The organism is Hydrogenophaga sp. SNF1 (genome assembly GCF_034421675.1).
Lineage (GTDB): Bacteria > Pseudomonadota > Gammaproteobacteria > Burkholderiales > Burkholderiaceae_C > Hydrogenophaga > Hydrogenophaga borbori.
The window spans coordinates 2,354,883-2,367,775 of sequence record NZ_CP139793.1 but is presented as its reverse complement, the minus strand read 5'-3'; the positions used below and the strand labels follow the sequence as shown (position 1 = coordinate 2,367,775).

14 protein-coding genes and 1 tRNA gene are annotated in these 12,893 nt (G+C 71.8%); 12 read left to right on the top strand and 3 right to left on the bottom strand.

Features of this window, described 5'->3' with window-relative positions; translation table 11 throughout:
• The first annotated feature begins 69 nt into the window (after positions 1-69).
• From SOM08_RS11280 to SOM08_RS11250, 7 genes are all read left to right on the top strand, one after another.
• Positions 70-495 (top strand): NfeD family protein, encoded by a 426-nt coding sequence (locus SOM08_RS11280; protein ID WP_322468950.1) that lies wholly within the window; start codon positions 70-72, stop codon positions 493-495.
• Positions 496-542: 47 nt separating this feature from the next.
• Positions 543-1,463, top strand: a complete 921-nt coding sequence (locus tag SOM08_RS11275) for an SPFH domain-containing protein (RefSeq protein WP_116957509.1) — start codon at positions 543-545, stop codon at positions 1,461-1,463.
• 1 nt (position 1,464) lies between these two features.
• Positions 1,465-1,860, top strand: coding sequence for a DUF2237 family protein (locus SOM08_RS11270; protein ID WP_116957510.1), 396 nt, complete (start codon positions 1,465-1,467; stop codon positions 1,858-1,860).
• A gap of 36 nt (positions 1,861-1,896) precedes the next feature.
• Positions 1,897-1,986, top strand: a tRNA-Ser gene (locus tag SOM08_RS11265).
• 257 nt (positions 1,987-2,243) lie between these two features.
• The gene (locus SOM08_RS11260; protein ID WP_322468949.1) at positions 2,244-2,834 is read left to right on the top strand and encodes a cytochrome b; all 591 of its coding nucleotides are present in this window, start codon (positions 2,244-2,246) and stop codon (positions 2,832-2,834) included.
• Between the two features lie 138 nt (positions 2,835-2,972).
• A complete protein-coding gene (locus tag SOM08_RS11255; protein WP_322468948.1) occupies positions 2,973-3,365 on the top strand; it encodes a nuclear transport factor 2 family protein in 393 nt (130 codons plus the stop codon).
• A gap of 94 nt (positions 3,366-3,459) precedes the next feature.
• Positions 3,460-3,864, top strand: coding sequence for a YybH family protein (locus tag SOM08_RS11250; RefSeq protein ID WP_181936593.1), 405 nt, complete (start codon positions 3,460-3,462; stop codon positions 3,862-3,864).
• Positions 3,865-3,896: 32 nt separating this feature from the next.
• Here the strand turns inward: SOM08_RS11250 and SOM08_RS11245 are convergent, their stop codons facing one another.
• Genes SOM08_RS11245 through SOM08_RS11235 form a run of 3 tightly spaced genes read right to left on the bottom strand, consistent with a single transcriptional unit; the run spans position 3,897 to position 6,340 of the window.
• Entirely contained in the window at positions 3,897-4,625 is a 729-nt protein-coding gene (locus SOM08_RS11245; protein ID WP_116961014.1) for a Crp/Fnr family transcriptional regulator, read from the bottom strand.
• A 24-nt stretch (positions 4,626-4,649) separates the two neighbouring features.
• Positions 4,650-5,855, bottom strand: a complete 1,206-nt coding sequence (locus SOM08_RS11240) for a hypothetical protein (protein ID WP_116961013.1) — start codon at positions 5,853-5,855, stop codon at positions 4,650-4,652.
• Positions 5,852-6,340 (bottom strand): flavin reductase family protein, encoded by a 489-nt coding sequence (locus tag SOM08_RS11235; protein ID WP_181936592.1) that lies wholly within the window; start codon positions 6,338-6,340, stop codon positions 5,852-5,854. Before SOM08_RS11235 ends, SOM08_RS11240 begins: the two co-directional genes overlap by 4 nt.
• A gap of 178 nt (positions 6,341-6,518) precedes the next feature.
• Between SOM08_RS11235 and SOM08_RS11230 the strand changes: the two genes are divergently transcribed.
• The 5 genes from SOM08_RS11230 to SOM08_RS11210 are packed head-to-tail and all read left to right on the top strand — an operon-like array spanning position 6,519 to position 12,810.
• Positions 6,519-7,709: an ABC transporter substrate-binding protein gene (locus tag SOM08_RS11230; protein WP_181936591.1), complete on the top strand. Its 1,191-nt coding sequence runs from the start codon at positions 6,519-6,521 to the stop codon at positions 7,707-7,709.
• 3 nt (positions 7,710-7,712) lie between these two features.
• Positions 7,713-8,756 carry a branched-chain amino acid ABC transporter permease gene (locus SOM08_RS11225; RefSeq protein WP_116961011.1) on the top strand — a complete coding sequence of 348 codons (1,044 nt, stop codon included), beginning with the start codon at positions 7,713-7,715 and terminating at the stop codon, positions 8,754-8,756.
• Positions 8,746-10,506, top strand: a complete 1,761-nt coding sequence (locus SOM08_RS11220) for a branched-chain amino acid ABC transporter ATP-binding protein/permease (RefSeq protein WP_322468947.1) — start codon at positions 8,746-8,748, stop codon at positions 10,504-10,506. The genes SOM08_RS11225 and SOM08_RS11220 overlap by 11 nt, the downstream gene beginning before the upstream one ends.
• Positions 10,500-11,225: an ABC transporter ATP-binding protein gene (locus SOM08_RS11215; RefSeq protein ID WP_116961009.1), complete on the top strand. Its 726-nt coding sequence runs from the start codon at positions 10,500-10,502 to the stop codon at positions 11,223-11,225. The genes SOM08_RS11220 and SOM08_RS11215 overlap by 7 nt, the downstream gene beginning before the upstream one ends.
• The gene (locus SOM08_RS11210; protein ID WP_322468946.1) at positions 11,218-12,810 is read left to right on the top strand and encodes an amidohydrolase; all 1,593 of its coding nucleotides are present in this window, start codon (positions 11,218-11,220) and stop codon (positions 12,808-12,810) included. The genes SOM08_RS11215 and SOM08_RS11210 overlap by 8 nt, the downstream gene beginning before the upstream one ends.
• Positions 12,811-12,893: the final 83 nt, after the last annotated feature.

The following is a 12,893-nucleotide window of genomic DNA, read 5'->3' as shown; positions in this document are numbered from 1 at the left end:
GTCGGGCCTGGATTGGCGCAGAATGCGAAGCGGTCCCGACGGGGGACCGCTACACGGAGGACAAGGCACATGGCCGATTCGACCTGGTGGTGGCTGCTGGCGGGCGTGCTCGTGGGCGCCGAGCTGCTCACCGGCACGTTCTACTTGCTCATGCTGGCGCTGGGCGCCGCGGCCGGCGCCATCGCCGCGCACCTGGGACTGCCCCTGACGGGACAGCTGGTGGTGGCCGCCTTGGTGGGCGCTGCCGCGGTGGCGGGGTGGCACTGGCACTCGCGCCGCCGGCCCGGCGACCCTTCGGTGCGCAGCCTGCGCAGCGTCAACCTCGACATTGGCGAGGTCATTCACATCGAGCAATGGAACAACGACGGCACGGCCACGGTCAAATACCGCGGCGCCGCCTGGACCGTGATCCAGCGGCCCGGCAACGCGCCCACACCCGGCGCCTACCGCGTCACCGAACTCGTGGGCAACCGCCTGCTCGTCGAGAAGGCCTGAGTCCAGGCCGCCCCGCAACCGCTCCCTAGAAAGAACAAGACCCGACCATGGAAATCGCCATCCTGCTCATCGTCGTCGCCGCGATCTTCGTCACGCGCGCCGTCAAGATCGTGCCCCAGCAGACCGCCTGGGTGATCGAACGCCTGGGCAAGTACCACGCCTCGCTCGCGCCCGGCCTGAACATCATCGTGCCCTTCATCGACAAGGTGGCCTACAAGCACAGCCTGAAGGAAATCCCGCTGGACGTGCCCAGCCAGGTCTGCATCACGCGCGACAACACCCAGCTCCAGGTGGACGGCATCCTCTACTTCCAGGTGACCGACCCCATGCGCGCGAGCTACGGCTCGTCCAACTACATCGTCGCGGTCACGCAGCTGGCGCAGACCTCGCTGCGCTCGGTCATCGGCAAGCTCGAGCTCGACAAGACCTTCGAGGAGCGCGACATGATCAACGCGCAGGTGGTCTCGGCCATCGACGAGGCCGCGCTCAACTGGGGCGTGAAGGTGCTGCGCTACGAGATCAAGGACCTGACGCCGCCGGCCGAGATCCTGCGCGCCATGCAGGCCCAGATCACGGCCGAACGCGAGAAGCGTGCCCTGATCGCCGCCTCCGAAGGCCGCCGGCAGGAGCAGATCAACATCGCCACCGGCGAGCGCGAGGCCTTCATCGCGCGCTCCGAGGGCGAGAAGCAGGCCGAGATCAACAAGGCCCAGGGCGAGGCAGCCGCCATCCTCGCCGTGGCCGAGGCCACGGCTGGCGCGATCCGGCAGGTGGCCGAGGCGATCCGCCAACCTGGAGGCCAGGAGGCCGTGCAGCTGAAGGTGGCCGAGAAGGCCGTCGAGGCCTACGCCAGCGTGGCGGCCGACGCCACCACCACGCTCATCGTGCCCAGCAACATGACCGAGGTCTCGGCACTGATCGGCTCGGCCATGAAGATGGTGCAGGCGGGCAAAACCCCGGGAGCCTGACATGGACGACCTCGCGCACAACGTGCTGGGCGGCGAGCTGCAAGCCTGCTCGTTCGACCCGCTGACCGGCTTCTACCGCGACGGCTGCTGCCACACCGGCGCCGACGACGAAGGCACGCACGTGGTCTGTGCGCGCGTCACGCGCGAGTTCCTCGACTTCTCCAGCCAGCGTGGCAACGACCTCGCCACGCCCCGGCCCGAGCAGCGCTTCGCGGGCCTCAAGGCCGGCGACCGCTGGTGCCTGTGCGTGAGCCGCTGGCTGGAGGCGCTGCAGGCCGGCGTGGCCCCGCCCGTGGTGCTCGAAGCCACGCACCAGAACGCCTTGCAGCACGTCCCGCTCGAGGTGTTGCAGCGCCACGCATGGCGCAAGGCCGAAGACGGCAGCCACACCGGCTAAGGCCCTGCGCGGGTGCGCTACAATCCCGCGCTTCGCGGAGAGGTGGATGAGCGGTTTAAGTCGCACGCCTGGAAAGCGTGTGTGGGTTAATCCCCACCGCGGGTTCGAATCCCGCCCTCTCCGCCAACCATCACGCTCAGAACGACCCAGGTCGCTTCACCCAGAGCCCTGAAAGCCCCGTCAACCCTCGTGTTGCGGGGCTTTTTTTCGTGCATCCCGGTGCACCGCCCACGACCGACCAATCACGCGGCGCATCCCTTGCACCCTCGCCAAGAGCCGGCCCTTTGATGCAGCGCAAGCCCCGCGCGCCTGAACCCCGCCTAACCTCGCCATGGGCTTGGGTCATCCCAACGATCGAGCGCAGAATGCACTGAAGAGGGCGTATGGCCCACCCTCAGCTTTTCGGCGTGGTCAAGGAGCTCACGATGCCTTGGAAGAACACCTCAAGCCGCTACGGAACCGTCTCGATAGCCCTCCACTGGTTGACCGTGCTCGTCTTGATCGGTGTCTATGCCTGCATCAACCTGACCGACCTCTTCGCCAAGGGCAGCGCACCGCGCGAAGCCTTGAAGGACGGGCATTTCATGCTCGGCCTGGCGGTGCTGGCCCTCATGGCCCCGCGCCTGTTCAACCGCGTCCTGGGCGAGACCCCGGCCGTCGCGCCACCCTTGCCCCGCTGGCAGCAAGGGCTGGCAAGCGCCATGCACATCGCTCTGTACGTCTTTCTGGTGGCCATGCCCCTGCTCGGTTGGCTGACGCTCAGCGCCTCGGGAAAGCCGATCCCGTTCTTCGGCATCCAGCTGCCAGCGCTCCTGGCGGAAAACAAAGACCTCGGCAAGCAGTTGAAAGAGGTCCACGAAGCGCTCGGCACGCTGGGCTATTTCCTGGTCGGCGCGCATGCCCTGGCGGCGCTGTTCCACCACTTCGTCACCCGAGACAACACGCTGCTTCGGATGTGGCCCCAAAGGCGATAGCGCCACCGCCCCATTCGTTCCAGGCAGGCCCTGAACGCCCCCCCCTCGAAGCCAGCCCCGCCGCGCCGGTATCGCCCGATACAGCCGCGACCCGCGCCGCGACCCAAGAATGGGGCTTCCTTCACTTGGGCCTTCGCCATGACACCCCTAGAACACGCCCGCGAACTGATCGAGCGCTTCATCCGCGCCGTCAACAACGGAGACGCCGACGCGGCCCAGCGCTGCCTCACGCCCGACGTCCAGCTGGTCTTTCCCGGCCCCACCCGCTTCCAGCGCGTGGCCGATTTCCTCGCCCTGAGCGGGCCTCGCTACCAGCGCGTGGCCTACACCTATGGCGCGATGGAGCTGGCGCAGAGCCACCAAGGCCACACCGTGGTCTTCGCCCAAGGCACGGTCAGCGGCGTGTTCGCCAATGGCCAGGCTTTCGATGGCGTGCGCTACATCGACCGCTTCGACATCGACAACGGCCTCATCGCCTCCAAGGAGGTCTGGTCCGACATGGCCGATCGCATGCGCCGGCTCGGCGTCTGAGCCGCGATCGGTATCGGCCTATACAGACACGGCGGGCCGCCGTGCGCACCATGGCCCCGTGCACAAGCGGTTGCACGGATCACATGGAGATTTCATGAGCAAGCACCCCGACGCCGTCGCGGCGATCACCCAGCGCTACCAGGAGTGGATGAAGGCCATCCGCGAACGCGACCTGGAGGCCATCCTGTCCATCTACGCCGACGACGCCACCTACATGCCACCCGGGCGGCCGCTGGCCACGGGCCGGGCCAAGCTGAAGGAGGTCTGGGGCGGCTACCTGCAGCGCAAGGACTTCGTGGCCGAATACACGCCCACGCTGCACCTGTCGGACGCCGGTGACATGGCCTACGACATTGGCCGCTACCGCATCAGTATGGTCAAGGACGAAGGGCCGGTGAGCTTCGTCGGCAAGTACGTGGTGGTGTGGAAGAAGGTCGACGGGCAATGGCGCGCCATGCTCGACATGGACAACGACAACGGGCCCGAGGCCAAGGCCTGAGTCCGTCCTGAGGGTGCGCCGGGCGCGCGCCCTCAGCGCGTATTGGAGGCCTCGGCCCGCGTCTCGGGCCAGCCCTCGCCCGGCGGGTCGCCTTCGTTCAGGATCACGAAGCGCGACCCATTCATCGCCAGTTGACCGCGCTGGCGCAGGCGGTTGATCACGCGCGTGACGGTCACGCGCGAGGTGCCGGTCATGCGCCCCACCTGCTCGTGCGTGAGGTGCACGGTCATCTCCCGGCCCTGCGCGGTGGTGGTGCCGAAGATGCCAGCCACGCGCCGCAGCAGGTGCAGCACGCGCGCCTCGGGCGGCAGGGAGAAGGCGTATTCGAGCCGGATGGCCAGCACGCGCTGCTTGATGCTCACGATGCGCAGCAGCGACAGGGCGAGCTCGGGATGGGTGGCGAAGGCCTCGCGCAGGCGCCGCGCGTCGAAGCGCAGCACCTCGGCGTCGCGCAGGGCCACCGCGGTGGAGAAACGCGGCAGCCCGTCGAACGCCGGGGCGTCCCCGCACAGGCCGTTGGGGCCCATGACCTCGATGGTGATCTCCTGCCCGTCTTCCTCGAAGCAGGAGATGCGCACCTCGCCCGAGAGGATCAGGAAGAAGTGCGGCGACACCTCCCCCTGTCCGTACAGCAGGTTGCCCTTGCGGATACGCAGGCGGTCGGCCAGGTAGTCGTGCCGCAGCCACAGCTCCACGTCCTCGGGGGACAGGCCCCAGGTTTCTTGTCGGCGTTCGCTCATGGCGGGGGAATCTAGCTTCATGGCCGCGATCCTTCAATGGCGCCCTCACAGGCGCGTGGTGGGCGGCAGCTCCAGGCCATAGAGGGTCTTGCCGTAGAGCTCGCCACCCACCTCGGCCTGCAGCAGGAAGTGGGAGGCCATGCCGTGGATGTCTCGGAAGAAGCGCTCCACCGGCCCCTGCGGCAGGATGGCGCCGCCGCATGTGGCCACCAGCCGGCCAGCGGCCGCCACCGCCATGCGCGAGGCCAGCGCGGCGTCGGCCCGGTAGCGGGCGCGCTGCTCCTGGCCAAAGGGCTCGCCGCGCTCGGCCTGGGCGTGCATCTCGTCGATGTCGGAGACGATCAGGCGGTGCGCCATGTGGATCTGCGCCGCGCCCTGGCCCAGTTCGATCTGGTTGTGGCGGTCCTCCGACTGCGCGGTCGAGGTGGCGTTGGCGATGCGCTTGCGACCCAGCGCGATGACGGCGTCGAGCAGGCCAAAGGCCCCGCCCACGACACCCGCCGCGGTGCACAAGGCGAACACCGCGTTGAGCGGCATGCGGTACATGGGGCCGTGGTTGCGGGCCTGGCCCGGGTACACGCCGCGCTGCGCGTCGGTCCAGGAGAGGGTGCGGTACAGCGGCACGAGGCAATCGCTCAGGCTCACGTCCTTGCTGCCGGTGCCGCGCATGCTGGCCACCTGCCAGCTGGCGTGGTCGACCGTGAAGGCGCTGCGCGGCACCGCCGCGAGCCGCTGCTCGGGCGGGCCACCGTCCCGCGGCACCGCCACCATCACGCACAGCCAGTCGGCCACGTCCACGCCCGAGGCGTACAGCCAGCGGCCCGACAGGCGCAGCGCGTCGCCTTCGAGGCGCACCTGCACATCGCGCCCCACACCGCCGCTGAGCACGGGCACCACCGCGTCGCGACCACCGGCGAAGACCTCGTCCTGAAAACGCGGCTCGAACATGCCGAGCAGCCAGGGGTGCACGCCCGCCAGGCAAAGGATCCAGCCGGCCGCCGTGTCGGCGCGGGCCACTTCGCGCGCGCATTCGAACAGCGCGCGCGGGTGCATGTCCCAGCCGCCGCAGGACAGGGGCTGCACGATGCGGAACAGGCCGATGCCGCGCATCGCGGCCATCGCCTCGTCGGACACGCGGCGCTCGGCCTCGTGCCGCGGCGCGCAGTCGCGCAGCAGCGGCGCCAGGCCGCGCGCCCGCGCCACCAGTTCTTCGATGGCCGGGGCGGGTGAAGCTGGTGCGATGCGGCTCATGCGGCGGCCCCCCCAAGCTCGTGGTACTGGCCCCGCAGGTACACCAGCGCGCGCGCGTCGACATCGCCGTCGCGCAGGGCGTTCACCTGCCCGACGACGATGGTGTGGTCGCCCGCGGCGTGCTGCGCCACGACCTCGCAGACCAGGGCGGCGCCGGCGTTGTCGAGCACGGGCACGCCCTGCTCCATGGCCCAGGGGGCCTCGCAGCCCGCCTCGCCGCGGCCGGCGTAGTACTGGGACACGGCCTGGTGGCCGGCCTTGAGCACGTTGACCGAGAAGCGGCCGTGGCGCCGCAGCGGCGAGAGCCAGCGGCTTTCGTTGCGCACGCAGACGAGCAGCAGCGGCGGCTCCAGGCTCACCGAGGTGACCGAGTTGGCCGTCATGGCCGCGGGTGCCTCGGCCGTGCCGCAGGCCACCACGGTGACGCCAGTGGGAAGACAGGCCATCGCGGCGCGAAACCGGCGGCTGTCGAGAGTGCTGTCCATCCTGAGGACCTCCGTTGTGATTGATGGTGGGCCGCAGTCTCGCGAGCCCGGCGCGCAACGTCTGTATCGATCGATACCTGCACGCCAGGGCATTCCCTTAGCGCGCTTGTATCGGCCGATACCGCGAGGAGCGCGCGCGCTGCGTACCGTCGCGGCATCCACAACGAGGAGCACTCACATGAAGCCCATCAAACGGCTGCTGGCGGCGACCCTGCTGCTGGCGGCAACCCACGCCACGACCTGGGCACAGGCCCCTGGCAAACCGACGCTGGTGATCGGCGTGGTGGCATCGGCCAGCGGGCCGGCCGCCGCCCTGGGCCTGCCCGAGAAGAAGGCGATCGAGCTGGTCGAGGAGATGGCGCGCTCGCGCGGCGACCTGCCGTTCCAGCCGCGCTTCGTCTACCTGGACGACGGCTCCGATCCCACGCGGGCCGTCAACGCGGTGCGCAAGCTGGCCAGCGAGGACGGCGCCGCGGTGGTCATCTGCTGCACCACCACGCCCGCCTCCATGGCCGTGCTGGACACCGTCAAGGCGGCCGGCGTGCTCAACATTTCCATGGCCTCGGCCGCCACCGTGGTGGAGCCCGTGGCCGAGCGGCACTGGACCTTCAAGACGCCGATGACCGACCGCATGCAGATCGCCTTCACGCTCGAGCGCCTGAGGAAAAGCGGCGCCAAGCGCATCGCCTACTTCGGGCTCGAGGACGCCTATGGCGAGGCCGGCTGGAACGAGTTCCGCAAGCTGGCCCCCGAGTACGGCCTGCAGATCGTGGCCAACGAGCGCTTCTCCCGCGCCGACACCAACTTCACGCCGCAGGCGCTGCGCATCCGCCAGGCCGGCGCCGACGCGGTCTACCTGCACGCCATCCCGCCGTCCAGCGTGCTGGCGCACCAGGCCTTGCTGCGCGTGGGCGTGGACCGGCCCGTGTTCCACAGCGCGGGCGCGGCCAACGCGGGCTTTCTGGCCATGGCCAAGGGCACGCTGGACGGCGCCTACGTGGTGAGCGGTGCCCTGCAGGTGCATGAGCAGCTGCCGGCGAGCCACCCGCTCAAGCAGCCGCTGCAGCGCTTCGTCGAAGCCTACGCGCGCAAATTCCCCGGCGAAACGGCCGACCTGTTCGCGGGCCAGGGCTGGGACGCGGCCCACCTCGCGCTCAGCGCCCTGTCGGCCGCCACCAAGGCGGCGCCCGCGGGCGCGCCGCTGCCCGCGCTGCGCGCCGCCGCGCGCGACCAGATGGAGCGCATCCGCGGCCACGCCGGCGCCAACGGCATCTTCAACCTGTCCAAGGACGACCACCTGGGCCTCGACGATGTCGGCCTGGTCATGCTGCGCGTCGACAACGGGCGCTTCAAGCTGCTGGGGGACTGAGCGGTGGCATCGCTGGACACCCTGCTGTTCCTCGGCATCGACGGGCTCACGAGCGGCGCCGTGTACGCGCTGCTCGGCCTGGGCATCGTGCTCATTTACCTGGTGACGCGCGTCATCAACATCGCCCACGGCGACTTCGCCATGCTCGCGGCCATGACCCTGGTGAGCCTGGAGCAAGGCCTGCTGCCGGGCACCAGCTACCTGCTCGGCGCGGGCGCGCTGCTGTGGGGCGCGCTCAGCGCCCTGGCGGCCCGCCGCCAGGGGGCCTGGGCCATCGCGCGGCCCTGCCTGGGCGCGCTGGCCACCGCGGCGCTCGCGTTCGCGCTGCCGCTGGCCCTGGCGGCGCTGCGGGCGCCCGCGGCGCTCAACGCCGCCGCCGCCGTGCTCATGGTGTCGGCGCTCGGCCCCATGTTCCACCGCCTGGCGATCGAGCCCATTGCGCGCGCGAGCGTGCTGGTCTACATCATCGTGACCCTGGGCATGCACCTCATCCTGCAAGGCCTGGCCCTGCAGCTCTGGGGGCCGCAGGCGCACTCGGTCGAGCCCCTGCTCGACGGCAGCCTTGCCATCGGCGCGGTGGTGATCAGCCACCAGTCGCTGCTGGTGCTGGGCCTCACGGTGCTGCTGGTGGTGGCGCTCTACCTGGGCTTCAACCACACCCTGGCGGGCACGGCACTGCGCGCCTGCGCGGTCAACCGCACGGGCGCCGACCTGTGTGGCATCGAGGTCGCGAGCGCCGGACGCCGCGCCTTCGGCCTGGGCGCGGGCCTGGCCGCCGTGGCCGGGGTGCTGATCGCCCCCGTGGTCGGGGTGCACTACGAGATGGGCTTCCTCATCGGGCTCAAGGGCTTCGTGGGCGCCACGCTGGGCGGCCTGGTGAGCTACCCCGGCGCCATCGTCGGCGGCGTGCTGATCGGCGGCTTCGAGTCGGTGTTCTCCTACCTGAGCAGCGCCTACCGCGACGCCCTGGTGTTCCTGCTCATCATTCCCATCCTGCTGCTGCAGACCGCACGCCACAAGCGCCGGGGAGTCGTTCATGGGCATTGAGGCGCGCGGACTTCTTGTCGTCGCGGCACTGGTCGCGCTGGTGTCGGTCGCGGGCGCGGAGTTCCACGCCTCCGTGCTCGCCACCATGGGCATCTACGCCCTGCTCGGCCTGTCGCTGGTGATCCTGGCGCTCAGTGGCCAGGTCTCGCTGGGGCACGCCGCCTTCATGGGCCTGGGCGCCTACGCCAGCGCCCTGCTGGTGGCGCGCACCGGCCTGCACCCGGCAGCCGGCCTGATCGCGGGCCTGGGCGTGTCGGGCGCGGCGGCCTGGCTCATCGGCAGCGCCACCAGCAGCCTGCGCGGCCACTTCCTGGCCCTGACCACGCTGGCCTGGGGCATCGCGCTGGCCGTGTGCTTCCGCGCGGCGGCCGACTGGACCGGCGGCGCCTCGGGCCTGGCGGGCATCGCGCCCTTCACGCTGTTCGGCCAGTCGCTGAGCGCGCCCCGCCCCATGGCCCTGCTGAGCTGGGGCTGCGCGCTGCTGGTGGTCTTCGCCATCCTGCGCGTGCAGCGCTCGCGCACCGGCCGCGCGCTCGGCGCGGTGCGCCAGCAGGAGGTGATGGCCGAGAGCTTCGGCATCTCGGTCAGCGGCGTGCGCCTGTGGACCTTCGTGGTGTCGGCCATGGTGGCGGGCTGGGCCGGCGGCCTGTACGCGCACTACCTGGGCTTCATCAGCCCCTCGCCGTTCGACCTGTCGGGCTCCATCAAGGGCCTGATGATCGCCGTGGTGGGTGGCGAGCTCAGTGCCATGGGCGCGCTCGCGGGGACCGGCATCGTCGAAGGGCTGAACTGGGTGCTGCAGGCGGTGCTGCCCGCCGTTTCGTCCACGGCCAGCAGCCTGGAGCCGCTGTTCTATGGCGTGCTGATCATCGCCGTCATGCTGTTCTTCCCCGAAGGCCTCTGGACCCGGCTGGACCGCGCGCTGGCGACGCGCGGGACGCGGCCGGGCGGCGTGGCCCTGCCCTCGCGGGCCGGCGCCGCGTCCGGCGAGTCCGGCGAGCCCCTGCTCGACGTCGAAGCGGTGGGCGTGGCCTTCGGCGGCGTGAAGGCGCTCAGCGACGTGAGCTTCCGGCTGCACCGCGGCGAGGTGCTGGGCCTCATCGGTCCCAACGGCGCGGGCAAGTCCACCTGCTTCGACGTCATCAGCGGCGTCAATGCGCGGCACGCCGGGCGCGTGCGCCTGCGCGGCGAGCCCCTGGCCCAGGCGCGCGCGGCCGGCGGCCTGGCGCGCAGCTTCCAGCACACGCGCCTGCTCGAAGACCGCACGGTGCTCGACAACGTCATGCTCGGCGCGTTCCGGCGCACCCGCAGCGGCGTGCTGGCGGCCGTGTTCGGGCGCGACGCGAAAGACGAGGCCCGCGTGGCCGCCTCGGCCCGCGACTGCCTGGCGCGCGTGGGCCTGGACGCGCACGCGCAGCGCCTGGTGGAGACCCTCTCGCTCGGCGAACGCCGTCTGGTGGAGGTGGCGCGCGCGCTCATGGCCGACCCCGAGGTGCTGCTGCTGGACGAGCCGGCCGCCGGCCTGCGCCGCGCCGACCGCGAGCGCCTGGTGGCGCTCATTCGCGCCTTGCACGCGCAGGGCTGCACCATCGTGCTGGTGGAGCACGACATGGACATCGTGATGGCCCTGGCCACCCGCGTGGTGGTGCTGGACCGCGGGCGCCTGATCGCCGACGCCGCGCCGGCGGCGGTGCGGCGCGACCCGCGCGTGATCGAGGCCTACCTGGGCATGGGAGACGAGGCATGTTGAACGTCGAGGGACTGAAGGCCGGCTATGGCCGCTCCGAGGTCATCCAGAACCTGTCGCTGCGCGTGGACGCCGGCGAGGCGGTGGCCGTCATCGGCCCCAATGGCGCGGGCAAGACCACCCTGCTCAACGCGCTCATGGGCCTCAATGCACAGGCCTCGGGCGCGCTGACCTGGAACGGTCGCGCCCTGGGGCCCGGCACGGCGCAGCGCCTGCGCGCCGGCATGGCCCTGGTGCCCGAGCGGCGCGAGCTGTTCGGCGGCCTGTCGGTGATAGACAACCTGCGCCTCGGCGCCTACCTGCGTCGGCACCAGGCCCGGGGCGCGCTCAAGGCCGACGTGGACTTCGTGTTCGGCCTGTTCCCCGTGCTGCGGGAGCGCCAGTCGCAGATGGCGCAGACGCTGTCGGGCGGCGAGCAGCAGATGCTGGCGATCGGCCGCGCGCTGATGTCGCGCCCCCGGCTGCTGCTGCTCGACGAGCCCTCCACCGGCCTGGCGCCGCGCATCACGCTGCAGATCCTGCAGGCCCTCGATGCCCTGCGCGCGAGCCAGGGCCTGGCCGTGCTGCTGGTCGAGCAGAACGCGCGCCTGGCGCTGCGCTTCAGCGGCCGGGCCTACGTGCTGGAGATGGGCGACGTGGTGCTCGACGGGCCCTCCAGCGAACTGGCGCGCGATCCGCGCGTGATCGACAGCTACCTCGGCAGCGGGGCCACCCATGCCTGAGGCGCGCAACCCCACCGGACGCGTGCTGCTGCGCAACGCCCGCATCTACCCGGACGCGTCGGGCGCGCACGCCACGGCGCTGCTGATGGAAGGCGGCCGCGTGCGCTGGCTGGGCCAGGCCGGCGAGGCCCTGCCCCCGGCGGACGAGGTCATCGACGCGGGCGGCGCCACCGTGCTGCCCAGCTTCATCGACGCGCACGCCCACCTGTGGTGGATGGCGATGGACCGGCTGGTCTGGCAGCTGTCGGGGCCGCAGGCCCCCGCCTCCATCCCCGAGCTGCTGGACGCGCTGCGCGAGCGCGCGCGCGGGGACGGCGACTGGCTGGTGGGCCACGGGCTGTCGGAGGCCCGGCTCGCCGAGCGGCGCCTGCCCACGCGCGCCGAAATCGACCGCGCCGTGGCGGACCGGCCGGTGGTGCTGCGGCGGGTGTGCGGGCACGCGGCCGTGGTCAACACCGAGGCCCTGCGCCGCGCCGGCTACCGCGAGGACAGCCCCGACCCGCCCGGTGGCCTGCTCGAGCGCGAGGGCGGCGTGCCCAACGGCATCCTGCGCGAGGCCGCCGCGGTGCCGCTGTACCCGCTGCTGCCGCGCCCCGCCGCCGACGAACTGGCCAGCGCCCTGCACGCCGTGGCGCGGCACGCGCTGTCGCTCGGCGTGGGCACCGTGGTGGAGGCGGCCGTCGGCTTCACCGCGGGCTTCGAGGCCGAGTGGGATCTGTGGTGCCGTGTGCGCGACCAGGGCGGCTTTCCGCTGCGCATGGGCTTCATGTTCGCCATCGGCGCCACCGAGGCCGCGCTGCGCGGCCTGCGGCCCTCGCTCGACCCGCGCTGGCGCGCCGCCACGCTCAAGTGCTTCAGCGACGGCACCCTGGGCAGCCAGACCGCGGCGCTGCACCAGCCCTACTGCGCCTGCGCGCAGCGCAAGGGCCTGCTCATGGACAGCCCGGCGGCGCTGCGCCACGGCGTGTCGGTGGCGGCGGCGGCGGGCTGGCAGGTGGCGATCCACGCCATCGGCGACCACGGCGTGGACGAGGCGCTGGACGCGCTGCGCACCGCGGCGCCGCTGGCCGACGGTCGCCCGCACCGCGTCGAGCACCTCGGCCTGCTGTCCGACGGCGCGCTGGACCGGCTCGCGGCCACCGGCGCCGCGGTGGCGACCCAGCCCAGCTTCATCGGGCGCATGGGCGACGGCTTCGCGGCCGCGCTCGGCCCCGAGCGCGCCCAGCGCCTCTACCCCGCCCGCAGCCTGGTCGAGCGCGGCGTGCGGCTGGTGGGCAGTTCGGACGCCCCCGCCGGCGACTTCTCCCCCTTCGCCTCCATGGCGGACGCGCGCGAGCGGCGCACACCCTCGGGCGCGGTGCTGGGCGCCCGCGAACGCCTGGACGCGGCCGAGGCCCTGCGCAGCCACACGGAAAACGCCGCGCGGGCGATGGGGCTGTGGGACCGCATCGGTCACCTGAACGTGGGCGCCGACGCGGACCTCATCCTGGTGGACACGGACCCGTTCCAGGCCGAGGCCGCCGCCGTGCGGCGCACGCGGGTCCTGCGCCATGTGCTGGGAGGGCGCACGGTGTGGACCGCTTGAAGTGCCCGCCCGCCCCCACCGGGGGGCCAACCCGCGCCCGATAAAATGCGCGTCGGGCCTTCGGGCCCTTTCGTTTTTCCGGG

Excerpts from the sequence above, each read along its gene's own strand:
- SOM08_RS11280 (WP_322468950.1), top strand. The coding sequence starts at position 70 with ATGGCCGATTCGACCTGGTGGTGGCTGCTGGCGGGCGTGCTCGTGGGC.
- SOM08_RS11275 (WP_116957509.1), top strand. The coding sequence starts at position 543 with ATGGAAATCGCCATCCTGCTCATCGTCGTCGCCGCGATCTTCGTCACG.
- SOM08_RS11270 (WP_116957510.1), top strand. The coding sequence starts at position 1,465 with ATGGACGACCTCGCGCACAACGTGCTGGGCGGCGAGCTGCAAGCCTGC.
- SOM08_RS11260 (WP_322468949.1), top strand. The coding sequence starts at position 2,244 with ATGGCCCACCCTCAGCTTTTCGGCGTGGTCAAGGAGCTCACGATGCCT.
- SOM08_RS11255 (WP_322468948.1), top strand. The coding sequence starts at position 2,973 with ATGACACCCCTAGAACACGCCCGCGAACTGATCGAGCGCTTCATCCGC.
- SOM08_RS11250 (WP_181936593.1), top strand. The coding sequence starts at position 3,460 with ATGAGCAAGCACCCCGACGCCGTCGCGGCGATCACCCAGCGCTACCAG.
- SOM08_RS11245 (WP_116961014.1), bottom strand. The coding sequence starts at position 4,625 with ATGAAGCTAGATTCCCCCGCCATGAGCGAACGCCGACAAGAAACCTGG.
- SOM08_RS11240 (WP_116961013.1), bottom strand. The coding sequence starts at position 5,855 with ATGAGCCGCATCGCACCAGCTTCACCCGCCCCGGCCATCGAAGAACTG.
- SOM08_RS11235 (WP_181936592.1), bottom strand. The coding sequence starts at position 6,340 with ATGGACAGCACTCTCGACAGCCGCCGGTTTCGCGCCGCGATGGCCTGT.
- SOM08_RS11230 (WP_181936591.1), top strand. The coding sequence starts at position 6,519 with ATGAAGCCCATCAAACGGCTGCTGGCGGCGACCCTGCTGCTGGCGGCA.
- SOM08_RS11220 (WP_322468947.1), top strand. The coding sequence starts at position 8,746 with ATGGGCATTGAGGCGCGCGGACTTCTTGTCGTCGCGGCACTGGTCGCG.
- SOM08_RS11215 (WP_116961009.1), top strand. The coding sequence starts at position 10,500 with ATGTTGAACGTCGAGGGACTGAAGGCCGGCTATGGCCGCTCCGAGGTC.
- SOM08_RS11210 (WP_322468946.1), top strand. The coding sequence starts at position 11,218 with ATGCCTGAGGCGCGCAACCCCACCGGACGCGTGCTGCTGCGCAACGCC.